Below are 22,074 nucleotides of genomic sequence, written 5' to 3'. Positions count from 1 at the left end.
GACCGGTGGGTCAGGCGACGCCGGCCGGGCGGAACTGGACGCTGACCCGGGGGCCGACCGGGCGGGAGGTCTTCGGTATGGCGTGTTCCCAGGTGCGCTGGCAGGAGCCGCCCATCACCACCAGGTCGCCGTGGCCGAGCGGAAACCGCAGGCTGGGCCCGCCGCCGCCGCGCGGGCGGAGCAGCAGTTGGCGGGGGGAGCCGAAGGAGACGATGGCGACCATGGTGTCGGTGTGCGCGGAGCGGCCCTGGGTGTCGCCGTGCCAGGCGACGCTGTCCCGGCCGTCCCGGTAGAGGCACATGCCGGCGGTGACGAAGGGCTCGCCAAGCTCGTCGGCGTAGTGGCGGGTCAGCGCCGCGCGGGCGGCGGTCAGCACCGGGTGCGGTAGCGGCCGGCCGGCACCGTACCAGCTGAGCAGCCGGGGCACGTCGACCTCGTTGTCGTACATGGTGCGTCGCTCGGCCCGCCACGGCACCTCGCGTAGCAGCACGTCGAGGACCTGGTCGGAGCCGTGCACCCAGCCGGGCAGGTGGTCGACCCAGGCGCCCCGGCTCAGCGGGTGCCGGCGCTGCTGCCCGACCAGCGGGCCGAGTGCGGGCGCCGCGTCGGTGACCTCCAGCATCGACGGCTGGTACGCGGTCTGCGACATGCCCGCAGCCTAGCAGGTGTTTAGTACACCAGTGCTACCCAGTCATGCCGACGGGAGGATCCGGGTGGCCTGGACGGCGCGGCGCAACCGGCCGTCGGCGGCCAACTCCCCGAACATGTAGATCTCCGTGGTGATGGTCCCGCCTTTGCGCAGCTCTGCGACGAGCCGGTACCGGGCGGCCACCTGGTCGCCGTCCACAAGCGCCTGCTGCACCTCGACCCGGAGACCGGCTGCCCGTCTGCGAGCCGGACGGATGTGCTCCAGCAGCCGCTTCCGGTCGAGTGACACGCCGTCGTTGACCAGCTCGTAGTCCGGCGTGTGGTAGCGGTCGAGCACGGTCGCCGGATCCTCGTCGCCCAGCCCTGCCTCCTGCGGATAGCGGATCAGATAGCTGGTCAGATCGGTGCGAGGCGTCATTGGCCCCCCTCAAAGGCCTAGCTTTGACATCGTGTCTACCTTAACCTCGGGCGGTAACTTGGACAACGTGTCAGAGGTCAAGGACGGGCGACGTCGACGGAGGCGTTCGGACGCCGAGCGCAGCGCCGCCGCTGTGCTGGATGCCGCCGTGCGGGTGCTCGGTCGGCATCCGGACGCGAAGGTGGAGCAGGTCGCCGCCGCGGCCGGCGTCACCCGCCAGACCGTGTACGCCCATTACCCGTCCCGACAGTTGCTGGTGGCCGCCGTCGTCGACCGCATCACTGCCGAAGCCGTCGCCGCGCTCGACGCCGCCGACGTCGACAGCGGCACCGCCGCCGAGGCGCTGGTGCGCTGGCTGGACGTCACCTGGGGGCTGCTCGACCGGTACCCGCTGCTGCTGCATCCCTCGGTGACCACGATCGACCAGGGGGACTCCGACCGTCAGCACGCCGTGGTCGCCGAGCGCCTGGCCCGGCTGATCGGCCAAGGTCAGGCCGCCGGTGAGTTCGACGGCACCCTCGACCCGGTCTGGTTGGTGTCCGCGACCATCGCGCTCGGTCATGCGGCCGGCGGTGAGGTCGCTGCCGGCCGGATGGCCACCGCGCGGGCGGCGACGATGCTGCGCCGCAGCATCCTGCGTCTCTACGGCGCCCGCGAGCCCTGACCGGCGACGACGCGCCTGGGCCGTCGGCACGCCCGGCTGGCCCCAACCGGCTCGTTCACCACAGGGTTGTTGTCGCTGCCTCGGCGGGTCGCGCGGCACCAACCTGCTTGTCGATGGCCGGGCGGGGCTGCGGAGGCCGGAACGGCCTCCGCAGCCCCGCTGCTGAGCGGAAGATCAGCTCCGGTACAGGCAGAAGGAGTAGAGGGTACGACCGGTGGTCGTGCTGTCACCCCTGGGCTCGAACCACAGCGTGCCCTTGCCCTTGGCGCGATAGCCCACGGCGACGTCCTTCGTGACCTTCTTGCCCGAGGTGCCGAGCAGGGTGGTGGAGGTGCTGGTGCCGCCCTGGGACATCCGAACCCGGATCGACTTGACCGTGCCCGAGATCTTGTACGTGGCCTTCACCCGTGCATTTCCACCTGGCCACCCGGAGTAGCTGAATCCGAGTCCAGTCCCGACCGAGTCGCCCGCCGAGGCGCTCCAGGAGCGTACGCAGGTTGCTGCTTCCGCCTTCGTCGCCATCGGGGCCACCAGCGCGGCAGACGTCAGTAGGGCAAGCGCCGGCATCAACAGGGCCACTCTTCGTACGGACAAGATCACACGTTCTCCTTTGTGACTACACGATGGAGGGAGATTCGGACCGTAGGGGCCGCCGAGCGGCAGCCAGTAGGAACTCTCCGCCCTGGGTGCTGGCCACTGTAGTCAGGGCTCACCTGCATCAGGACGGTCGGGCTGGTGCGTCTCTGGCCGTCGGTGGCGAAGCCTTGCGCACACTCCGCCAACTGTTCTATAACTCTAGATGAGAGTTATAGAACAGTTGGAGGTTGCCATGGAAGCTCTGGCACTGCGCGACCCGATCGACCCGACCGCCGTGCCGGTGGCCGGCCGGTTCGGGCGCCACGGTGGCCGGTTCGTACCCGAGCCGCTGATACCCGCGTGCGAGGAGGTCGAGGCGGCCTTCGCCGAGGCGTGGGCGGATCCGGGCTTCCGGGGCGAACTGGCGCGGCTGCTGTCGACGTACGCGGGTCGACCGACGCCGCTGACCCCGGCCCTGCGGCTGTCGGCCGAACTCGGCGTGACGGTGCTGCTCAAGCGGGAGGACCTCGCGCACACCGGCTCCCACAAGATCAATAATGTGCTGGGGCAGGCGTTGCTGGCCCGCCGGATGGGCAAGCGGCGACTGCTCGCCGAGACCGGCGCGGGAATGCACGGCGTCGCCACCGCTACCGCCGGTGCCCTGCTGGGCCTGCCGGTGACGGTCTTCATGGGCGAGCGAGACGTCGAGCGGCAGGCGCACAACGTGTTCCGGATGCGGCTGCTCAGCGCGCAGGTCGTACCGGTGCGGTCGGGCAGCCGGACCCTCAAGGACGCCACCAGCGAGGCGATGCGCCACTGGGTCGGCGTCACCGAGGACGCGTACTACTGCGTGGGCTCGGTGATCGGGCCGCACCCGTACCCGTGGATGGTGCGCGAGCTACAGGCGGTCATCGGGCAGGAGGCCCGACACCAGTGCGCCGAGCTGTTGTCGGCCGGCACACCGCAGCATGTGGTCGCCTGCGTCGGTGGTGGCTCCAACGCCGCCGGCACCTTCGCCGGATTCGTCGACACACCGGCGCGGCTGGTGGGGGTCGAGGCGGCGGGCGGTGCCGGCGCGGCCCTCGGTGAGTTAGGCGTCCTGCACGGCTTCCAGTCGCTGTTCCTTCAGGACGAGCAGGGCCAGATCCGCGAGGCGCACTCCGTCGCGGCCGGCCTGGACTACCCCGGAGTCGGGCCGGAGCACGCCCACCTGCGCGACCTCGGCCGGGCCCGGTACGTCACCGCCACCGACGAGGAGGCGCTGGCGGCGGCGGTCCGGCTGGCCCGCGCCGAGGGCATCGTCCCGGCGATCGAGTCGGCGCACGCGCTCGCCTGGGTCATCCGGTCGGCCGGCACCACCGAACTACCCACGGGCAGCAGTGTGCTCGTCACGCTCTCCGGACGCGGCGACAAGGACATCGCGACGCTTATGACGTACCTGGGCGACGAGGAGGCGGAATGACCAGTCTGGAGACCCGGCTGCGGCTGCGGCGCGACCGCGGGCGCAAGCTGCTCATGCCCTATCTCACCGGTGGAGTCACCCCGGACTGGACCGACCACCTGCGCGCCCTCGCCGATGCCGGAGCGGACGCGATCGAGGTCGGCATCCCCTTCTCCGACCCCACCCTCGACGGCGTCACCATCCAGGAGGCGTCCGACGCCGCGCTGTCCCGGGGCGCCACCACCGGTGGCATCCTCGCCGACCTGTCGAGGAGCCGGATCGACGTGCCGGTCGTCGTCAGCACGTACGCCAATCTCGCGTTGCGGCGCGGCCCGGACCGGTTCTGCCGGGCCCTCGCCAAGGCGGGCGTGCAGGGCCTGATCGTGCCCGACCTGCCGCTTGAGGAGGTCGGATCGACGGGCACGGCCGCGCGGGCCGCGAACGTCGACCTCGCGTTGCTGGCCTCGCCCGCGACCCCACCACGGCGGCTGCGGGACATCGCCGAGCGCAGTCGCGGCTTCGTCTACGCCGTCTCCCTGATGGGGATCACGGGTGAACGGGAGCAGCTCGGCGCCCCGGCCGCCGGACTGGCGCGGCGCCTGCGGGGCGTCACGGACCGGCCCGTATTCTTGGGATTCGGCATCTCGACACCGGCGCAGGCGGCTGCGGCGGCGCGGGACGCCGACGGCGTGATCGTCGGCGCGGCGCTGATGCGACGCCTGCTCGACGGCGCGGATCCGGCGTCGACCGCCGGATTCGTCCGGTCCCTGCGCGCGGCGCTGGACGGCGTGCCGGCAGGGACAACGGCGGACGCCGGAGGTTAGGGGGCGGGGCGGCGGCATGGCTACCGGGCAGGACGCGCCCGCGGCGCGGTACCGCACCATCGCCGCGGACCTCGCCGCCAAGATCCGATCCGGGGACTATCCGCCCGGCGCGGCGCTGCCCTCCCAGCGCGACCTCAGCGCCGCCTACGGCGTCACGCTGATGACGCTGCGGCAGGCGTTGCGGCAGCTCAGCGACGAAGGGCTGATCGAGCAGCAACCCGGCCGGGGCACCTTCGTCGCCCCGCCGCACCTGGCGTACCGGCTCGGCTCGCTGCGCAGCTTCGCCGACGACCTGCGGGACCAGGGCCACGAGGTGCGTACCGCCGTGGTCGGCCGCGCGGTGCGCCGCCTGCCCGCGCGGATCGCCGGGGCGCTACGGGCCAGCGCGACCGACTCCGGGCTGCGGCTGGAGCGGGTCCGCGCGTTCGCCGGCCGCCGCGCCGTGCACCAGGTCTCGTGGGTACGCGCCTCGCACGCGGACGGTCTGCGCGAGGTGGACTTCACCGCGACATCCCTGTACGAGGCGCTCGCCGTCCGGGGTGTCTCGGTCGCCCGGGCCACCGAGACGATCCGGCCCGGCGTCCTCGACGCGGCGCTGGCGGCACACCTCGACGACGCACCGGGTGCCGCCGTGCTGATCAGCGACCGGACCACCTACACGCTTGACGGCACCGCCATCGTCGCCGACCGGGCCACGATCCTCGGCAGCATGATGGAGATCAACACCGATCGCGCCGCGCGGGGCCTGTCACTGCACTGGGGTGCCAGCCGCGACGTGTCGTAGCGCCTCCAGCACCGCGTCCACCACCCGTTGCCGCCCGCGCCCGTCCACGGCCGTCCAGGCGCGGGCGGACAGCTCCGCCCGGCGCGCCCCGTCGCCCAGCAACCCGGCCAGGGTGCGCCCGGCGGCGCGGGTCGCCGGACCCTCGCCGGCCAGCGCGGACAGCTCACCGAGCCCGGCGGCAAGACCTGCCGCCACCACCCGGTGGTACGACTCGCGTTGGTTGTCCACCACGCAGACCAGCGCCGACGGTGCCCCGAGACAGCACAGTTCCCAGGTGGAGGTGCCGGCCGCGCTGACCACCAGGTCCGCCGCGGCGATCAGGGCGGGCAACGCACCGGTGGGTGGCACCGGCAGCAGCGACTGCCCGGGCCCCGGCGTCAGCCGAGCCATCCGCGCGGCCAGCTCGGGCCGGCCGACGACGACGGTGAGTTCCATCGGCCGACCGGTCGACAGCAGCACCTCGGTCAGCACCGGTGCCGCGCCGGCCGCATCGGTGCCGCCGAAGAAGGCCAGCACCGAGGGGGGATCCACGGTCATCGCCGGGCGCGGGGCCGTCGGCCGGGCGGCCAGGACACTCTCGCGCAGCAGGGCGTACCCGCTGCCGGCGAGCAGCCGGCCCGCCGGCACCGCCAGGTCGGTGGCGAAGTTCTGGTCGAGGTAGAGGTCGGCGTCCTGTCCCCGGGTGTCCCCGTCGACGATGGCCAGGGTCAGCACCCCGGCCGCCCGCAGTGCGCCCGCACCGGCGGGATCCAGCTCGTACGAGTCGAGGACCAGCACGTCGAGGTCGTGCCGGCGGGCCGTGGCGACCAGGTCGTCCGGGGTGTCCGGGCCGGGATGCAAGGGGATACCCCGGGCGGTGAGCTGGTCGGCCGCCCAACCGACGCCGTCGACGGTGCCGAAGACCTCGACGGTGGCGCCTCGGGCCTGGAACTCCTCACCGAGGGCGAGACAACGGACCAGGTGCCCGACACCGCGCAGCGGCCCGGCGTCGCAGCGTAGTCCGACACGTAACGTGCTCAGCGCTCCTCCAACCGCTTCTGCCGTACGTCGGCGTTGAGCGCGCGCAGCGCCGGCTGCCCGTCGAGCCAGTCGGCGAGCTTGGCCAGCGGCACGCTGACGTCACCGAAATGGTCGGCCACCGCGCGGACCAGCTCCCAGTCGCGGGCAGTGTCCAGGGTGAGGCGCAGCTGCGAACGGTCCGGGGTGAGGGTCACGCCGAGTACCCGGAACACCTCCGGATGCGCGTACGCGTACGAGGTCACGTGCACCCGGTGGTGGTCGGTGGCGAGCCGGTCGACGGTGCGCAGCGCGTCCGCCCGGATGATCTCGACGTCCAGACCTCGGGGGAGGGTGCGGGCGATCGACGTGCTGGCGTAGTCCAGCCCCGGCACGGCGCGGTACACCGAGGCGACCAGGCTGACGATCTCCGGATCCAGCAGCGGACAGTCGGCCGTGAACCGCATGACCGCGTCGGCGGGATGGTCGTCCAGGGCACCGACGAAGCGGGTCAGCACGTCGTCGACGGGGCCCCGGTGCCAGGGGACGCCGAGCCGGTCACACTCGGCGACGACCGCGTCGTCACTGCTGTCGCTGCTGGTCGCCACCACCAGGTCGGCCAGCACACCGCTGTCCTGGGCGGCCCGGACCACCCGGCCGAGCACGCTGCGCCCGGCCAGCGGGCGCAGCACCTTGCCGGGCAGCCGGGACGAGCCCATCCGCGCCTGCACGATGCCGACGATGCGGTCGGTCACTGCTGTCCTCCCTGCTTCGCGGAGATGGCGGCGCGGGCCCGGCGTTTGGCGGCGCGGGCGCCGCGCCTGGCCATCCGCGCCGGAGTGATGGCCAGTCGCCCGACCTTGTAGCTCAGCGAACCGCTCAACAGGTTGATCTTCGCTTCGGCCCGACGGAGTGCACGTTCGCGGGTGGTGAGCAGGTTCTCGGTCCACTTGAGCAGCGCCGTCAGCCGGGTGTTCTCCTCCCGCTGGCGCAGCCACGCCTCGCGCAGCTGCTGGTAGCTGCGCGGGCCCGGCGGCGGGTCGGTCGGTGCGACGGCGGCCGCCGTCTCCGGCTGCATCGCGGCCTCGACGACGGCCCGGTCGAAGTCGCGTCCGGCGACTCCACCGAGCACCACGGTCAGCCCCGCAACATCCAACGTGGAGGTCCACGGGTGGGCGTACCCGCCGGTGAGCAGGTCGGCGGCGAAGCGCCACAACGTCCGGGCCAGCACCACGTCGACCGGCGACGGTGCGTCGGCCCGCCGACTCCGGTCGAGCACCGCCCAGCGGTCACCGTCGACGACCAGGTTGTCCGCCCCGGCCAGTGCCACCGCGCCGACGAGCTGTCCCTGCTCGGCCTGGCCGTCGAGCCAGTCGGCGTACCCGCGCAGCAGCCCGCGCAGCAGCGCCGTGTCCCGGCGCAGGCATCCGTCGAGCAGCAGGCTGCGCAGCAGGCGCCCGTCGGGTACCGGCTCGTCGGGGCCATCCGGTTCGCGGTGGGCCACCTCCCGGCCGGCGTACGGTGTGGCCCCGCCCTCGGGCCGGTGCCAGTGCCAGCCCTGCGGCCCGTCCCGCACCTCGACCACCGCGCCGCCGGTCATTGCGACCAATGCCACCGGCAACGGGCTGGTTTGGCCGCTCCCGGGTGGCGGGTTCTCCGACCGGTCGACGCCCGGCTGCGGGCGAGCCGCGTCGTCGGTGCCGGCTGGCTCGTGGTCGGTCGACTGGCGATCGGGGTCGGTCGGCGCGGCGGCCGGTCGGCGGGCGAGGATCAGCCAGGACGGGGCCAGGTCGGCGGCGCGGCCGGCATGCAGGGCGTCTGCGGCCAGCCGGGCCGGATCGGCGAGGACGAACCGGCCGGTGTACCCGTCGGTGCCGGCGGTGTGCAGCACCGCGTCGAACAACCCGCTGCTGGTGTGCCGAGCCAACTCGTCGACGGCCAGCAGCGCGGTGGTCAGGTCGGGACGCGGGTACGCGGCGTAACAGCTGCCGGCGCGCATCCCGGCGGCGGCCAGCCGCTCGCGTGCCTGCTCCAGGTTGGCGGGACGGGCGGCGTCGAGCACCCCACCGACGGTCCACTCGGCATCGCTCCGGCCGGCGTGCCAGCTCTCGGCGGCGACCAGCCGGTGCACGCCGAGCGGGTTGTCCAGCCGCAGCAGCAGGTCACCACCGGGTCGGACGGCCGCCACCAGGCGGGCCAGCAGCCCGTCCCAGCCGAGTCGCTCACCCTCGACCGACTCGACCGCGTCCAACCCGGCACCGGCGATCACCACGTCGTACTCCTCGCCGGCGGGCAGGCCGTGCGGGCCGGCCACCAGCACCCGGTCCACCCGGTCGGCGAGCACCGCCGCGTCCGGGTAGCCGCGCAGCAGGCAGGTGAGCCGGGCGTGGGCCAGCGCGTCGAGCAGCGCCGGGCCGTGCGGTCCGGCCAGCAGCACCCGGGCACCGGCCGGCACCAGGCGGGCGGCCAACGCGGCGAGGGGGCCGTCGCCGGCTGAGTCCGTCCGATCGGACCAGGCGAGCATCTCGCCGCCGGGCAGCGTCACCGCTGACGCCGTCTCCGTTGTCACGTCGTCTCCTCCTGCGGGTACGCCCACCCCAGCAGTTCCCGCAGCGCGGCGGGCGGGTGGCGGTGGTCGGTGCCCAGTTCGGCGTGGGCGATCGCGACGGCGGTCGGCAGGTGCACCTGTTCGCCGTGCAACTGCGGCCACTGCCGGCGGATCCGGGCGGTGCCGCCGAAGGTCGGGTCCTCGTCGGCCAGCACCATCGGGTCGCCGTACACCGCCGGCTCGCAGCCGGCCGCGATGCCGTAGAAGATGGCGCTTGTCAGCCGGTTGGACGCGACCCGGCGGTGCCGGCGCAGCTCGGTGAGCTGACGGTCCAGGAACTGCGGGTCGGTGTCCTTCCACCAGTGCCCGCGGTAGCCGTGGCAGATGACCCGGAAGCCGGCGTTCTCGTAGAGCCGGCGTACCCGCCGCATCCGGTGCTCGTGCCAGTACAGGCAGACCGTGACCGGGCCCGGTTCGGTGTCCCGGATGCGGGCGATCAGTTCCTTGTGGTCACCCTTGACGTGCTGGCCCTCCCAGCCGTGGAACGGGTACCAGATGGTGCCCTCCCGGGGCGGCTGGGATTCCTCCTCCGGTCGCATGGCCAGCAGGTAGACGAACGGTGCCCCGATCACCGTGACGTTGCGCCGCCCGACCGACCAGGCCCGCCGCCGGGTCTGCTCCGACCAGAGCAGACTCGGCGTGCGCTCGGCGTACGGGTGGCCGGGGGCCAGGCCGTCGCCGATGTTCCAGCCGTGCTGGACGTACCCGTTGATCCGGGGCGGGTGGCCGTCACCCAGCCCCGCGTAGCGGGCCAGCACGTGGGCGTGACCGTAGAAGTGGTTCGCGTGGTGCATCGGGCGTTCCCTCAGGCGGTGGGCCGGAGCGAGACGCCGCGCAGGGCCGCGGCCAACGCGTCGATGACGCGGTCCTGGTCGGCGTCGCGCAGCCCAGGGTAGAGCGGCAGCGACAACTGCTGGGCGTAGAAGGCTTCCGACACGGGACAACTGCCGCGCCGGTAGCCGAGGTCGGCGAAGGCCGGGTGCCAGTGCGCGGGGATGTAGTTGACCTGGACGCCGATCCCGGCCGCGCGCATCCGTTCGTAGATTTCGCGACGGCGGCCGTCAAGCACCCGGATCGGGTACAGGTGCCAGGCCGGTGCCGCCCACTCCCGCCGGCCGGGAACGAGCACGCCGGGGAGATCGGCGAGGGCCGCGTCGTAGCGGGCCACCAGTTCGGCGCGGCGGGCGAGGAAGGCGTCGAGGCGGCGCAACTGACTGCGGCCGAGCGCGCACAACACATCCGGCAGCCGGTAGTTCAGGCCGAACTCGTGCACCTCCTGGTGCCAGCCGCCCTCGTCCGGCCACCGCAGCTCGTCGGGTTCCCGGACCAGCCCGATGTTGCGGAACCGGCGGGCCCGCTTGAGCAATCCGGGATCGCTGGTGGCGACCGCGCCGCCCTCGGCGGTGGTCAGGTTCTTGGTCGGGAAGAACGAGAACGTGGTCAGGTCGGCAAGCGATCCCACCGGCCGGCCCCGGTAGGTGGCGCCGATCGAGTGGGCCGCGTCGGCGAGCAGCAGCGCGTCGCTGCCGTCGAGCGCGGCGCGCAGCGCGTCGTAGTCGGCCGGGTGGCCCGCGTAGTCGACCGCGGCGACGACCTTCGTCCGCTCGGTGGTGGCCCCGGCCACCGCCGCCGGGTCCAGGGTGAACGTCTCCTCCTCCACGTCGGCGAAGACGACCCGCGCGCCGAGGGCGACCGCGCTGCTGGCGGTGGCCACGAACGTCATCGGCGGCACGATCACCTCGTCGCCGGGGCCGACACCGGCCGCCGCGTACGCCACGTGCAGCGCGGCGGTGCCGTTGGAGACCGTCGCCACGCCGGCCCCACCGGCCCAGGCGGAGATGTCCGCTTCGAAGGCGGCGACCTCCGGGCCGGTGGTGAGCCAGTCGCTGCGCAGGGCGGCGACCACGGCGGCCACGTCGTCGTCGGTGACCGACTGTCGACCGTACGGGAGGAAAGACGTCATGCCGCGATGCCGAGCATGTCGCGTAGCTGGGGCACGGTGAGCCACTCGTCGTTGGTGTCCGACTGGTACGCGAAGCCGTCGGCCACCGGCTCGCAGCCGACGGGCGGCTGATAGCCCCAGGTGGCGATGGTCGGCTGCACGATGAACCGGTCCTTGGTGATCAGCGTCCGGCGGCTGTCGTCCGGGGCGATCATCTCCTCGTGCAGCTTCTCACCGGGCCGGATGCCGATCTCGTGGGTGGTGGCCTCCGGGGCGACCGCCTCGACCAGGTCGAGGATGCGCATGCTGGGGATGCGGGGCACGAACAGCTCGCCGCCCTGCATCTGGTCGAACGAGTCGATGACGAACTGCACGGCCTGGTCCAGTGTGATCCAGAAGCGGGTCATCCGCTTGTCCGTGATCGGCAGGCTCTTACCCTCGGCGGCGAGCCGGCGGAACAGCGGAACCACCGAGCCACGGCTGCCGACCACGTTGCCGTAGCGCACCACCGCGAAGCGGGTCGGGTGCTGTGCCGCGTAGTGGTTTGCGGAGATGAACAGCTTGTCGCCGACCAGCTTCGTCGCGCCGTACAGGTTGATCGGGCTGGACGCCTTGTCGGTGGACAGGGCCACCACCTTCTGCACGCCGGCCTCGATCGCCGCGTCGACGACGTGCTGCGAACCGGTGATGTTTGTGGCGATGAACTCCGACGGGTTGTACTCCGCGGTGTCGACCTGCTTGAGGGCGGCGGCGTGCACGACGTGGTCCACGCCGTGCATGGCCCGGGTCAGCCGGTGCCGGTCCCGGATGTCGCCGATGAACCAGCGCAGTCGGGGGTCGTCGCCGAGCTGCTGGCGCAGCTCGTACTGCTTGAGCTCGTCACGGGAAAAGACCACCACCCGGGCCGGATCGGTCTCGGCGAGTAGGTGCCGCAGGAAGGTCCTGCCGAAGGAACCCGTTCCCCCGGTGACGAGGATGGACGATCCGTTCAGCTCGCTCAACTGGTGCTCCCGTGTGTGTCGGATTCGCGGTCGGCCTCGGCCGGCCGGGTGGGAACGCTAGACGCGGCGGGTTAACGGGCTCATGCCCTGCGGTTAACCACGTGGCGTGCGGCGGTGAATGGCGGGCACCCGGTTGGCGAACACCTGCCGTCGTCGCGGCATGCCCGCCGACCTGCGCCGACCGGGCCGTTAGCGTCTCGACCCGACCGGGAACCGTGGCGCGTCCGGACGGCGGCTGCCTGCCCGGCCGCGTCGTGGGAGGAACGATGACCGTCGAGGCCGAGACGACCCGGGCCGAGGCCACGGGCGGGTCGGTGGACCATCGTGGGCCGGTGCGGTCCAACCGTCGCCGCTGGTTGCTGCCCCTGCTGCTGGTCGGCGGCTGGCTGCTGGGGACCGCCTGGCGGATCTGGTTGGCCCGCCACGCCGGCATGCCGTTCGCGCACACCGATGAGGACAGCTACCTCAACACCGCACGCGCCCTGGCCGGCGGTCCCGGGGGATTCAGCAGCGAGAACGAGACCCTGCGCCGGATCGGCTACCCGCTGCTGATCGCGCCGGCCTTTCTCCTCGACCGGGACTTCCTCGACACCTACCTGCTGGTGCGGGTGATCAATGCGGCGTTGAACGCGACGGTCCTGCCGCTGGCGTACCTGCTCGGTCGCTGGCTGCTGGGGCTGCGACCCGGTCCGGCCCTGGCGGCGGCGGCCGGCGCGGCGACGTTGCCGGCGGTGGCCTTCCACGCCACGGTGGCGATGACCGACGCGGTGCTCGGGCCGCTGCTGCTGGCCTGGCTGCTCGCCGTGCACCGGCTGGTCGAGCGGCCCGGACCGGCCGTCGCGGCGGTGTGCGGTGCCCTGGCGGGCGCGGCGCATCTGGTGCATTCGCGCGGAGTGGTGATCGTCGCCGGTTTCGCGCTGCTGGCCCTGGCGCTGGTCGTCCGCCGCCGGCTGGACCCGGCCGCGTTGCTGGCGGCGGTGCTGCCGGTGGTGGCCGCCGTGCTGGGCAACGAGGCGGGAGTACGGCTGCTCGGCGAGACCGTGCACCTGCTCGGCGACCCGGCCGGTGGCAACGCCGTGCGGGCGGTCACCTCGGTCCGAGGACTGTCGCAGGTGCTGGCGTCCGTCGGTACGCAGGTGTGGTACCTGACGGTCGTCACCTTCGGGCTGGCCGGGCTGGCCGGTGCCGAGGCGGTGACCCGGCTGTGTCGCCGGGGCGGTGACGCCGCCAGGTGGACGTTCGGCGTGGCCGTGCTGACCACCGTCGGCGTCGCCGTCGGCGCGGAGATCGTCCTGGCCGGTGTTCCGGACCGGGTGCCGGACGCCATCTACGCCCGGTACGTGCAGATGTTCGCCCCGTTCTGGCTGCTGGTCGGCCTCGGGCTGCTGTTCGGTACCGCGTACCGTCCGCTGCTGCGCCGGATCGGGGCCACCGTGCTGCTGCTGGCGGCGGGCGGCGCACTGATCCAGTTTCGACTGTCCCAGGCAGCCGCCGACGGTGCGCCGCTGCGCTGGGGCGGGTTCAGCGCGCCGGACCTGATGGCCCTGACCGACGGGTGGCGACAGCTGCGGCCCCTGGTCGGCTCCGCGATCGGGGTCGCCGGGTGCCTGCTGCTCGTGCTCGTGCTCGCGACCCGCCACCGGATCGCGCGTACCGGCCTGCTGGCGGTGGTGCTCACGGCGCTGCTCGTGGTCAACGTGGCGACCATGCAGGTGATCACGCAGCGGCTGATCGGCCCATTGGCGGCGGCCGGCACACCCGTGCCCAGCGTGGCCGAGCTGGGGATCCGGCCGCCGGAGCGGGTCGCCGCCTCCACCGGCGTCCCCTACCAGCTCCGGTTCAACCTCAGCCACCAGGTCACCTGGACCGAGGTGCCGTGGTTCCGTGACCGGCCGCCGGCCGACGCGGAGGTGGTCTTCGCCCGCTGGGCGCCCGGCGAACCCGACGACTGGGACGGTGCCCGGCACGGCTTCGTCCGGCTGGGCGGCGACCCGCAGCGGAAATGGGCCGGGTGGCGGCGCCGGTGATTCCCGCAGTGGTGGCCAACGCAACTCGTCGGCCACGTGAACAATGCGTGGACGGGAAACCAAAAATCAGCGAACGCGGCGGTCGGCGCGCTCCAGAGAAATGGGAATGACGGTGATTTCCCGGCCGTCGTGGGTCTCCTGGCGGCCGGGCCCCTCGACAAAACGGAGCCGACGGTTCATCTGGCGCACCACCGTGTTGTGGGCGAGCACCTCACCGTCGAGCCGGTCCAGCGCCAGCACGTCGAAGGCGTGGTCCACCGCCTCCCGCATCACCTCCAGCCAGGCGGGCAGCGTCTCGCCCCGCTCGGCCAGCCCCTCGGCGTCCAGGTAGAAGCCCCAACCGCCGGTACGCGGGCCGGACAACCGCAGGTCGAAGTAGGTGACCGCGCCGCTGGGCACGCCCTCGCGCAGGTAGGTCAGCACCCGACGGGCGGGGTCCTGACGGACCGCCGACCACCACCGTCGGTGCTCCTCGGCGGTGATGACATGACTGGTCTTGCTGACCTGTCGGTTGATTTCCTGATTACGCCAGGACAACATCAGGTTAACGTCGTCCTCGGTGGCGTCACGCAACACGTACCGCTCGCTTTCCGTTCCGTTTACCTGGTCACCGGGCACCCTAATCACGATTCACCTGGCTGTACACTCCGCCGCATGAAGGAATTGAGTCGGGCGCAGATTCGCGACCTCATGGGCGAGGTTCTCAAGAACCAGGGCAAAGCGTTGCCCGTCGACGACGCCGCCGATCTGCGCGAGGTTGGCTTCCGGTCGCTGGACTTCTCCGAGTTGGCGCTGCGCGTCGAGGACGCCACGGGGGAGGAGCTGAACTTCGACGCGCCCGGGCTGCGGCGGATCGCCACCGTCGGCGACGTGCTCGACTTCCTCGTCGAGTTGCAGCGGCAGTGAGCGTCGAGACCGCCCCGCAGGCCCCCGTCCATCCGGCGGGGGCCGACAACCGGGTCGTCGTCGACGGTGCCACGCTCACCTGGCGTGACCTGCCGGAGCTGACCCTCCCCGGGCCCGCCGCCGCGCTGTCCCACTCGGCCCGGTACGCGCTCGCCGCCGCCCGGCACCACGCCGTGCACGGCACCGAGCTGCTGCTCAGCACGGCCAGCCGAGTCGACGCGGCGATGCGCGCGGAACTGCGCGACGCCGGGTTCGCGGTGACGGAACTGGGCGGTGACCGTACGGCCGGGGACGCGACGACGCCCGCCGCGCGGGCCGCCGAGCCAGGCCGGCTGTGGCTGCTGACCTCCGGCTCCACCGGCCGTCCCAAGCGGGTGGGGCACACCCTCGAATCGCTTACCACCGTCCGGGGGCAGCAGCCCGTCCGGACCTGGCTCTGCCCGTACGCTCCCGGCACGTACGCCTGGTGGCAGGTGGTCACGCTGTCGCTGACCCAGCCGGGGCAGCATCTGGTGGTGGTGGAGCCGGATCAGCTCGACGACTGGCCGGCGCTGGCGGCCGAGCACGGCGTGGACGCCGCCTCCGGCACCCCGACCTTCTGGCGACGGGCCCTGCACCGCGATCCGGCCGGGCTGGCCGGGGTGCCGCTGCGTCAGTTGACCCTCGGCGGCGAACCGGTCGACCAGACCATCCTGGACCGGTTGCGGGAGGTGTTCCCGGCCGCCCGGATCTCCTGGATCTACGCCTCCTCCGAGGTCGGCGCGGCCATCGTGGTGCACGACGGGCGGGCCGGGTTCCCGGTGGAGTGGCTGGACCGGGCAGCCCCGGGCCGCCCCACGATCGGGGTGCGCGACGGTGAACTGGTGATCACCTCGCCGTACCACGGTGCCGGGCTGGCCGGTCCGGTCCGCACCGGCGACCGGGCACAGGTGAGCGATGGTCGGGTGCTGATCACCGGCCGGCTCGACGCGGACGAGATAAACGTCGGCGGCAGCAAGGTCTCCGCCGGTGTGGTCCGCGACGTGCTGACCGCGCATCCGCAGGTGGCCTGGGCCCGGGTCACCGGGCGGCGCGCCCCGTTGCTCGGCCACATGGTCGTCGCCGAGGTGGTGCCGACCGGAAGCGCCACGTTGGACGAGGCGACGCTGGTCCGCTGGTGCGCCGACCAACTGCCCGAGTACGCGGTCCCGCGCCGGATCCGCGTGCTTACCGAGATTCCCGTCAAGGAGACCCTGAAGAGCGATGTCTGACCCCACCACCCCCGCCCGACCGGTACCGCCCAGCTCCGTGGTGCTCGTCTCCGGCGGTTCCCGCGGCCTCGGCCTCGCCATCGTCACCGACCTGCTCGAATCGGGCCTGAAGGTGGCCGCCTTCGCCCGCACCGTCACCCCCGAGCTGGCCAAGCTCGCCGACGCACACCCGGAGCGGACGCACGTCGGCCCGGTCGACGTGACCGACCTCGCCGCCGCGCAGGCGTTCGTCCGGGCGGCCGAGGAACGGCTCGGCCCGATCGACGGCGTGGTGAACAACGCGGCCGTCGGGCAGGACTCGCTGCACGTGCACACCGCCACCGCCGACATCGCCCGGATCATCGAGACCAACCTGACCGCACCGTTGCAGCTCACCCGGCTGGCCGTGCGGCGGATGCTGGCCCAGGGGCGGCGCGGGCGGATCGTCAACATCACCTCGATCTGCGCGCAGCGCGGCTTCCCGGGTCTGGTGGCGTACTCCGCCACCAAGGGCGGGATGGACGCGGCGACCCGCTCGCTGGCCCGGGAACTGGGCGGGCGGGTGCTTGTCAACGCGGTCGCCCCGGGTTTCTTCGCCTCGGAGATGTCGGCGGTGCTCGGCCAGACCCAGCTCGACCAGATCGTGCGCCGTACGCCGACCGGTCAGCTGACCGAGCCGGAGGAGGTGGTGCCGGTGGTGCGGCTGCTGCTGCGCGACCAGACGAACATCAACGGCCAGGTCATCGTGGTCGACGGTGCCGCCTCGATCTGATCCGCCGCACCCGTTGTCCCGCACCCACGACGGTGCGGGACAACGGGTCTCCGCCCTGCTCGCCGCCGCACCACGACACCTGCGGGTGGCGGCGGTGGCCGACTCGGGTGACGCCGTCACCCGCAGCCACCTCGGCGACGGACGTTGTGTCGGCTGGTACGCCCCGCCGGTGCCCGGCTGGCGGGTCGCGATCGACGCCGAGCGTGCCGGCGCTGCGTTACCCGCCGCGTTGACCCGTCGGTTCGGGGCCACCGACTTCTGGGGCCGGTGGACCCGCGTGGAGTGTCTGGCCAAACTCGCCGACGTACCGGTGGCCACCTGGTGGCATCGGCACGGCCTGGAGGTGCCACCCGGCACCGTGTGGCTGTGGCGCACCCTGCCGCTGGCCGACCTGGTCGTCACCGTCGCCTTCACCCCCACCACCCCCGCCGACCCGGCCGGCCGGGATTCGTGCACTTTCCCGATGTCGCGGTGTCCGGTACCGGTTGAGACCGCACCATCAGGGAAGTTGTGCGGGCTCCGGCGTTTCCGAGCGCGAGCTGGTGCTGCGCAGGCTCCAGGCGATCGACACGGCGATCGTGGCCACGATGACGCCCAGGGTCACCGGGATGGGAAGCTTGCCGACGGGGGTCTCGGACAGGATGAGCTTGACCCCGGCGAAGGCCAGCAGCACCGCCAGGCCGTAGTGCAGGTGCACGAAGCGGCGGAGCAGGCCGGCGAGGCAGAAGTACAGGCTGCGCAGCCCGAGGATCGCGAACGCGTTCGCCGTCCACACGATGAACGTGCTGGTGGTGATGGCCAGGATCGCCGCGACCGAGTCGATCGCGAAGATCAGGTCGGTGGTCTCGACCGCGATCAGGACCACGAACAGCAGGGTCGCGACCCGCCTGCCGTCGACCCGGGTGAAGAACCTGTCGCCGTGGTAGGCCGGATCGGTCGGCACCAGACGGCGGACCAGGCGTACCACCGGGTTACGGTCCGGCGGGGTCTGCTCGCCGTGCCGGAACGCCATCTTGTAGGCGGTCAGGATGAGGAACGCACCGAACAGGTAGGCGGTCCAGAAGAACGTCTCCAGCAGCTCCGCGCCGACGAAGATGAACACGAACCGGAACACCAGCGCACCGATGACTCCCCAGAACAGGACCTTGTGCTGGTACGCGGCGGGAACTCCGAAGTAGGCAAAGATCATCGCGAAGACGAACACGTTGTCGATGGACAGCGCCTTCTCGATGAGATAGCCGGCGAAGTACGTGCCGGCCACGTCGCCGCCCTGCCACGCCCAGAGGATCACACCGAACAGCAGGCCGGCGGCGATCCAGATACCGGACCAGGTCGCGGCCTCGCGAAAGCCGATGACGTGGTTGTCACGGTGCAGGAACAGGTCGACGGCCAGCATCGCGGCGATCGCCAGCATCAGCAGGGCCCAGACCCACCAGGAGACAGACACCGGGAAGACCTCTCGTCCGGCCGGGCCCGTCGCCGGGCCCGGCGTTGCCGGACGAAGGTCTCCCCGGCCACCTGTGTGGTGGCCGCGTCACCGAGGCCCGGATGGGCCGGGCCCGTACTGACGGTGGCGCGCAGTGCGTCGGGTACTCCCCCTCGAACTGCGCACCAGTATTCACGAAGCATGCTTCGTGTGTCAAGGGGTGCGTGTGCTCGTCCGGGCGAGCCACCCCGATCGGTGGGCCGTCGCGGGTGACCCCGAGCACCGACCAGCCGCGCAACGCCGCGAGGAACGGCAGCGACTGGGAGAGCAGTTCGTGGACCAAACCGTCACCGCCCGGCGGCTGATCGAACCGCGGCCCCAACTCATCGACCAGCCGAGCGTGCAGCCGTCGTAGCACCTCATCGGGATCCGCGTCACCTGCTGCCGGCTCGCTGCGCGCGGGCAGCAGATGGCGCCCCAGGTAACGACTGGCGATGGTGTCCTGGAGCCGCAGCAGGGCGTACGCCAGTTCCTCCGCCCGGGGTCGGAGGCCGCGCCACGGTTCACACCTGGCGGCCAGCAGCGCCGCGACGGTGACTGCGGCCATCTGCTCCAGGGCGGGCTCGATGTCGTAGTCCCGGCGGCGGGGCCGGTAGGTGAGGGCGACCAGTGGATACCGACGAACGGTGTCGTCGACCTCCCGCAGGGTCGCCGCCCAGGCCATACACCGCTCTCGGGCGACGTCGACCCCCTCGTCGGTCAAGCTTCGGGCGAGCAGGCCCACCCCGTCGGTGCCGCGCACCTGGTCATGGATGGTCAGCGCGAACCGATTGCGGACCGCCAGCCCGGTGATCAGCTCGATGAGATAGGTGGCCAACGCGGCGAAGAAACCGAAGCCGAGGGCGGCGGCGGTCACGGCGAACAGCTTCTGTGCCCCGGTGTCCGGGGTGATGTCACCGAAGCCGAGTACGGTCAGCAGCCCGGTGGCGTAGTAGAGGGCGTCGACGAAATCGGCCGGCCCGTAACCGGCGACCCGGTGGTAGCCGTCCAGGTTCGGCCAGACGACGAGCGCGACCCCGAGCACCAGCGGCCCTAGCCAGGCGAGGAATGTGCCGGTGACCAGGATCGGTCCCGCCCAGACCAGCGGCGTGCGGCGAGGCGTCCGACGTCGGCCGGCGGTCAGCGACGAGGCCCGCCAGACCAGCCGCCGGACCGTACGGGCGACCGGTCCCTCCGCGTCCGGATGGAGCACGGTGAGCCAGACGTCGACCACCACCACGGCTATCAACGCCAGGCCCACCGTCACCGCCACCAAGGTCATACGCAGAGGTATACCCGTCCGGTGGAACCGGCACCCTCAGATCAGGTCCCAGCTCAGCGCGGTGCCGCGCGCCAAGTCGGCGGTGAATCGGCGGCCCAGCACCCGGTCGATCTCCACCGGGGGGAGTCCACCGGCCGGTCGGATCGAGCGGACGTTGTGCACGGTCACCTCGTCGCCGGCGCGTACGTCCGCCACCACGTACAGCGAGCGCCGGAAGCGCAGGCCCTCCTGCTCGGCCGGGGTCGGCCCGACCGCCGTGCCGCCCAGTGCCGCGTACGCCCGCTCCGACTCGACCACCAGGGCGGCCAGTTCGGTGGGGTTGAGGGAGAAGTCGGAGTCCACCCCGCCGTCGGCGCGGTCCAGGGTGACGTGCTTCTCGATGAAGCAGGCGCCGAGCGCCACCGAGGCGACCGGCACCCCGATACCCGGGGTGTGGTCGGACAGGCCCACCGGCACGCCGAACGCGTCGGCCAGCACCGGGATGCGGCGCAGGTTGCTGTCGGCCGGCGGCGCCGGGTAGGAGGCGGTGCAGGCCAACAGGATGATCCCGCCGGCACCGCCGTCGCGGGCGGTGCGTACGGCGGCGTCGATCTCGGCCAGCGTGGCCATCCCGGTCGAGATGACCATCGGCTTGCCGGTGGCCGCGACCAGCCGGATCAGCGGCAGGTCGACCAACTCCGACGAAGCGATCTTGTACGCCGGAGCATCCAGTTCCTCCAGCAACTCCACCGCGGAGGCGTCGAACGGGGAGGAGAAGACGGTCAGCCCCAGGGAACGGGCCCGCTCGAAGATCGGCCGGTGCCACTCGTACGGGGTGTGCGCCTTCTCGTAGAGCCGGTACAGGTTCTGCCCGCCCCACAGCTCGTGCCCGCCGGAGATGCGGAAGTCCGGCGTGTCCACGTCGATGGTGATGGTGTCCGGCCGGTACGTCTGAAGCTTCAGCGCATGCGCGCCGCTGGCCGCCACGGCATCCACGATGGACAGCGCACGGTCCAGGTCTCCGTTGTGGTTGCCGGACATCTCGGCCACCACGAAGGGGCGCTCTCCGGCGCCGACCAGATGCGACCCGATCTTGAACGTCATTCCGATCCGTTTCCGTGCGTGCTTACCAAGGTGCGGTCCCGGGTCGGGCTGCCCGATGCCGGGTCCGTCCCGCCCGTCGCGGGATCCCCGCCGGTGCCGCCGCGTAGCCGGCCGGCGAGCCGATGGGCCCGCCGCAGCGCCGCGTACGCCAGGTAGCTGTCGCGGCCGACCAGCCGGTGCTTGAGCCCCGACACTCCGCCTGGCCGCGGGTAGCCGCCGCTGGGCAGGTACCTGCGGTAGTGCGCGGCGACCCGGCGGAAAAAGTCCCGGCGCAGGTGCGGATGCAACCGGTCGTCGTTGCCCACCACCACGAGGAAGTGGTTCACCATCAGGTCGAACAGTTCGGCGTGCCAGCGCCCGTCGGGATGCCGTTGACGAAGCCAGGCGAACAGCCGATCGTACTGCTCGAAGGAGTCGAAGTGCCGACCGCTGCGCGTCGAGGTGATCGCGCCCTGGCGACCCTGACGGTACAGATAGCAGACCCGGTCCAGCACGCTGATGCGCTCCGCGCCGATCAGCAGCGGGTGGCTGAACGGGATGTCCTCGTACCAGCCGGGGTGGAAGCGCAGCCCCAACTCGGCCATGAACTCCCGGCGTACCACCTTGTTCCAGGCGGTGTGCTGCACCCGCAGCAGTTGCGGCCGGTCCGCCAGCCGCACCACGCCGGGGGTTCCGCGCAGCAACCGGCTGCTGGCGTCCACCTCCTCGCGGCCGCACTCGTGCACCCGCAGGTGGTCGACCATCATCACGTCGGGGCGGTCCACGCGGAGCCGGTCCAGCACGGCCGGGATCGTCCCGGCCGGCAGCCGGTCGTCACTGTCGACGAACCACACGTACCGGCCGGTGGCCACGTCCAGGCCCGCGTTGCGGGCCGGCCCGAGACCGACATTGCGGTCCAGATGCAGGACGCGCAGCCCGGGACGCTCGGTGGCGTACCCGCGCAGCAGTTCACCGCACCGGTCCGGTGAGGCGTCGTCGACGGCGATCACCTCCACCTGCGTCGCCTCGTCACCCGGCAGGTCGGCGTGGATGGAGTCCAGGCACTGGCGCAGGTACGCCTCGACGCCGTAAACCGGCACGACGATGCTCAGCAGCGGCGTTGGCGTCGGCTGTGTGACCACCCGGAAACCTTGAGCCACCCGGGTTGACGTACCTGGAACCTGACGTGGCCGGGCCCGGTGGAGTTTTTGAACAGCCGATGAGTGCCGGGTTAACGACGGTAACTGGGCAAATGCCGCGGCAGTGGCCTCCGGAGTACGCAGGACGGCAGAGGCAGCGGTTGTGCGCCGACTCCCGGGGTAGGGTGCCCGGCGGGCCGCACCACACCGGTTACCACGGGGGATCCGGCTCCCGCCCGGGCGGCCGGGAGGAGATGGGCGTGCGTGTGACGTGGTCGAGAACCGGGAGG

At 72.3% G+C, this 22,074-nt stretch carries 23 protein-coding genes; 9 read left to right on the top strand and 14 right to left on the bottom strand.

Translation table 11 applies throughout. From position 1 onward, the window contains the following. Positions 1 to 10: 10 nt before the first annotated feature. A complete protein-coding gene (locus AB0J93_RS07655) occupies positions 11 to 649 on the bottom strand; it encodes an alpha-ketoglutarate-dependent dioxygenase AlkB (RefSeq protein ID WP_363919171.1) in 639 nt (212 codons plus the stop codon). 42 nt (positions 650 to 691) lie between these two features. Next, complete coding sequence (locus tag AB0J93_RS07650) at positions 692 to 1,066, bottom strand: nuclear transport factor 2 family protein (protein WP_363919169.1); 375 nt, start codon at positions 1,064 to 1,066, stop codon at positions 692 to 694. 67 nt (positions 1,067 to 1,133) lie between these two features. Between AB0J93_RS07650 and AB0J93_RS07645 the strand changes: the two genes are divergently transcribed. After that, positions 1,134 to 1,730: a TetR/AcrR family transcriptional regulator gene (locus tag AB0J93_RS07645; RefSeq protein WP_363919167.1), complete on the top strand. Its 597-nt coding sequence runs from the start codon at positions 1,134 to 1,136 to the stop codon at positions 1,728 to 1,730. Positions 1,731 to 1,904: 174 nt separating this feature from the next. On the opposite strand, the gene AB0J93_RS07640 is transcribed toward AB0J93_RS07645, so the two are convergent. Further along, positions 1,905 to 2,324 carry a hypothetical protein gene (locus AB0J93_RS07640; protein WP_363919165.1) on the bottom strand — a complete coding sequence of 140 codons (420 nt, stop codon included), beginning with the start codon at positions 2,322 to 2,324 and terminating at the stop codon, positions 1,905 to 1,907. Positions 2,325 to 2,559: 235 nt separating this feature from the next. Between AB0J93_RS07640 and trpB the strand changes: the two genes are divergently transcribed. From trpB to AB0J93_RS07625, 3 genes are read left to right on the top strand one after another with little or no spacing between them, the layout of a single operon-like run. Continuing rightward, on the top strand, positions 2,560 to 3,768 hold the full coding sequence (gene trpB, locus AB0J93_RS07635) for a tryptophan synthase subunit beta (RefSeq protein WP_363919163.1): 1,209 nt from the start codon (positions 2,560 to 2,562) through the stop codon (positions 3,766 to 3,768). Continuing rightward, positions 3,765 to 4,571 carry a tryptophan synthase subunit alpha gene (gene trpA / locus AB0J93_RS07630; RefSeq protein ID WP_363919161.1) on the top strand — a complete coding sequence of 269 codons (807 nt, stop codon included), beginning with the start codon at positions 3,765 to 3,767 and terminating at the stop codon, positions 4,569 to 4,571. Before trpB ends, trpA begins: the two co-directional genes overlap by 4 nt. 16 nt (positions 4,572 to 4,587) lie before the next feature. Further along, entirely contained in the window at positions 4,588 to 5,355 is a 768-nt protein-coding gene (locus tag AB0J93_RS07625; RefSeq protein ID WP_363919159.1) for a GntR family transcriptional regulator, read from the top strand. Here AB0J93_RS07625 and AB0J93_RS07620 read toward each other — a convergent pair. Further along, on the bottom strand, positions 5,320 to 6,201 hold the full coding sequence (locus AB0J93_RS07620; protein WP_363919484.1) for a spore coat protein: 882 nt from the start codon (positions 6,199 to 6,201) through the stop codon (positions 5,320 to 5,322). The two genes, AB0J93_RS07625 and AB0J93_RS07620, sit on opposite strands and share 36 nt — an antisense overlap. Between AB0J93_RS07620 and AB0J93_RS07615 the strand changes: the two genes are divergently transcribed. Continuing rightward, positions 6,190 to 6,354, top strand: coding sequence for a hypothetical protein (locus AB0J93_RS07615; RefSeq protein WP_363919157.1), 165 nt, complete (start codon positions 6,190 to 6,192; stop codon positions 6,352 to 6,354). The genes AB0J93_RS07620 and AB0J93_RS07615 overlap by 12 nt on opposite strands. Before the next feature lie 17 nt (positions 6,355 to 6,371). On the opposite strand, the gene AB0J93_RS07610 is transcribed toward AB0J93_RS07615, so the two are convergent. From AB0J93_RS07610 to pseB, 5 genes are read right to left on the bottom strand one after another with little or no spacing between them, the layout of a single operon-like run. Next, a complete protein-coding gene (locus tag AB0J93_RS07610) occupies positions 6,372 to 7,106 on the bottom strand; it encodes a glycosyltransferase family protein (RefSeq protein WP_363919155.1) in 735 nt (244 codons plus the stop codon). Then, on the bottom strand, positions 7,103 to 8,920 hold the full coding sequence (locus AB0J93_RS07605; RefSeq protein WP_363919153.1) for a class I SAM-dependent methyltransferase: 1,818 nt from the start codon (positions 8,918 to 8,920) through the stop codon (positions 7,103 to 7,105). Before AB0J93_RS07605 ends, AB0J93_RS07610 begins: the two co-directional genes overlap by 4 nt. Then, positions 8,917 to 9,753 (bottom strand): hypothetical protein, encoded by an 837-nt coding sequence (locus tag AB0J93_RS07600; RefSeq protein WP_363919151.1) that lies wholly within the window; start codon positions 9,751 to 9,753, stop codon positions 8,917 to 8,919. The genes AB0J93_RS07605 and AB0J93_RS07600 overlap by 4 nt, the downstream gene beginning before the upstream one ends. An 11-nt stretch (positions 9,754 to 9,764) precedes the next feature. Beyond that, the gene (locus tag AB0J93_RS07595) at positions 9,765 to 10,922 is read right to left on the bottom strand and encodes a DegT/DnrJ/EryC1/StrS family aminotransferase (RefSeq protein ID WP_363919149.1); all 1,158 of its coding nucleotides are present in this window, start codon (positions 10,920 to 10,922) and stop codon (positions 9,765 to 9,767) included. Next, positions 10,919 to 11,902: a UDP-N-acetylglucosamine 4,6-dehydratase (inverting) gene (gene pseB, locus AB0J93_RS07590; protein ID WP_363919147.1), complete on the bottom strand. Its 984-nt coding sequence runs from the start codon at positions 11,900 to 11,902 to the stop codon at positions 10,919 to 10,921. The genes AB0J93_RS07595 and pseB overlap by 4 nt, the downstream gene beginning before the upstream one ends. 266 nt (positions 11,903 to 12,168) lie before the next feature. On the opposite strand from pseB, the gene AB0J93_RS07585 reads away from it, so the two are divergent. Next, positions 12,169 to 13,929 (top strand): hypothetical protein, encoded by a 1,761-nt coding sequence (locus tag AB0J93_RS07585; protein WP_363919145.1) that lies wholly within the window; start codon positions 12,169 to 12,171, stop codon positions 13,927 to 13,929. 66 nt (positions 13,930 to 13,995) lie between these two features. On the opposite strand, the gene AB0J93_RS07580 is transcribed toward AB0J93_RS07585, so the two are convergent. Further along, a complete protein-coding gene (locus AB0J93_RS07580) occupies positions 13,996 to 14,556 on the bottom strand; it encodes a GNAT family N-acetyltransferase (RefSeq protein WP_363919143.1) in 561 nt (186 codons plus the stop codon). A 27-nt stretch (positions 14,557 to 14,583) separates the two neighbouring features. On the opposite strand from AB0J93_RS07580, the gene AB0J93_RS07575 reads away from it, so the two are divergent. The 3 genes from AB0J93_RS07575 to AB0J93_RS07565 are packed head-to-tail and all read left to right on the top strand — an operon-like array spanning position 14,584 to position 16,836. Next, entirely contained in the window at positions 14,584 to 14,835 is a 252-nt protein-coding gene (locus AB0J93_RS07575) for an acyl carrier protein (RefSeq protein ID WP_363919141.1), read from the top strand. Continuing rightward, positions 14,832 to 16,085 carry an AMP-binding protein gene (locus AB0J93_RS07570; protein ID WP_363919139.1) on the top strand — a complete coding sequence of 418 codons (1,254 nt, stop codon included), beginning with the start codon at positions 14,832 to 14,834 and terminating at the stop codon, positions 16,083 to 16,085. The genes AB0J93_RS07575 and AB0J93_RS07570 overlap by 4 nt, the downstream gene beginning before the upstream one ends. Beyond that, a complete protein-coding gene (locus AB0J93_RS07565; RefSeq protein ID WP_363919137.1) occupies positions 16,078 to 16,836 on the top strand; it encodes an SDR family NAD(P)-dependent oxidoreductase in 759 nt (252 codons plus the stop codon). Before AB0J93_RS07570 ends, AB0J93_RS07565 begins: the two co-directional genes overlap by 8 nt. A gap of 499 nt (positions 16,837 to 17,335) precedes the next feature. Here AB0J93_RS07565 and AB0J93_RS07560 read toward each other — a convergent pair whose 3' ends face one another. From AB0J93_RS07560 to AB0J93_RS07545, 4 genes are read right to left on the bottom strand one after another with little or no spacing between them, the layout of a single operon-like run. Next, positions 17,336 to 18,283 (bottom strand): TerC family protein, encoded by a 948-nt coding sequence (locus AB0J93_RS07560; RefSeq protein WP_363919135.1) that lies wholly within the window; start codon positions 18,281 to 18,283, stop codon positions 17,336 to 17,338. Next, positions 18,201 to 19,583 carry a potassium channel family protein gene (locus AB0J93_RS07555; RefSeq protein WP_363919133.1) on the bottom strand — a complete coding sequence of 461 codons (1,383 nt, stop codon included), beginning with the start codon at positions 19,581 to 19,583 and terminating at the stop codon, positions 18,201 to 18,203. The genes AB0J93_RS07560 and AB0J93_RS07555 overlap by 83 nt, the downstream gene beginning before the upstream one ends. 36 nt (positions 19,584 to 19,619) lie before the next feature. After that, on the bottom strand, positions 19,620 to 20,672 hold the full coding sequence (pseI, locus tag AB0J93_RS07550; protein WP_363919482.1) for a pseudaminic acid synthase: 1,053 nt from the start codon (positions 20,670 to 20,672) through the stop codon (positions 19,620 to 19,622). Next, on the bottom strand, positions 20,663 to 21,787 hold the full coding sequence (locus AB0J93_RS07545) for a glycosyltransferase (protein WP_363919131.1): 1,125 nt from the start codon (positions 21,785 to 21,787) through the stop codon (positions 20,663 to 20,665). Before AB0J93_RS07545 ends, pseI begins: the two co-directional genes overlap by 10 nt. Between the last annotated feature and the right edge of the window lie 287 nt (positions 21,788 to 22,074).

The organism is Micromonospora sp. NPDC049374 (assembly GCF_040677165.1).
Classification (GTDB): Bacteria; Actinomycetota; Actinomycetes; order Mycobacteriales; family Micromonosporaceae; genus Micromonospora.
This window is presented reverse-complemented; position numbering and strand designations above follow the sequence as displayed.

Coding starts and splice junctions, on each gene's coding strand:
- AB0J93_RS07655 (WP_363919171.1), bottom strand. CDS start 649: ATGTCGCAGACCGCGTACCAGCCGTCGATGCTGGAGGTCACCGACGCG.
- AB0J93_RS07575 (WP_363919141.1), top strand. CDS start 14,584: ATGAAGGAATTGAGTCGGGCGCAGATTCGCGACCTCATGGGCGAGGTT.
- trpB (WP_363919163.1), top strand. CDS start 2,560: ATGGAAGCTCTGGCACTGCGCGACCCGATCGACCCGACCGCCGTGCCG.
- AB0J93_RS07625 (WP_363919159.1), top strand. CDS start 4,588: ATGGCTACCGGGCAGGACGCGCCCGCGGCGCGGTACCGCACCATCGCC.
- AB0J93_RS07595 (WP_363919149.1), bottom strand. CDS start 10,922: ATGACGTCTTTCCTCCCGTACGGTCGACAGTCGGTCACCGACGACGAC.
- trpA (WP_363919161.1), top strand. CDS start 3,765: ATGACCAGTCTGGAGACCCGGCTGCGGCTGCGGCGCGACCGCGGGCGC.
- AB0J93_RS07600 (WP_363919151.1), bottom strand. CDS start 9,753: ATGCACCACGCGAACCACTTCTACGGTCACGCCCACGTGCTGGCCCGC.
- AB0J93_RS07615 (WP_363919157.1), top strand. CDS start 6,190: ATGCAAGGGGATACCCCGGGCGGTGAGCTGGTCGGCCGCCCAACCGAC.
- AB0J93_RS07555 (WP_363919133.1), bottom strand. CDS start 19,583: ATGACCTTGGTGGCGGTGACGGTGGGCCTGGCGTTGATAGCCGTGGTG.
- AB0J93_RS07650 (WP_363919169.1), bottom strand. CDS start 1,066: ATGACGCCTCGCACCGATCTGACCAGCTATCTGATCCGCTATCCGCAG.
- AB0J93_RS07565 (WP_363919137.1), top strand. CDS start 16,078: ATGTCTGACCCCACCACCCCCGCCCGACCGGTACCGCCCAGCTCCGTG.
- AB0J93_RS07585 (WP_363919145.1), top strand. CDS start 12,169: ATGACCGTCGAGGCCGAGACGACCCGGGCCGAGGCCACGGGCGGGTCG.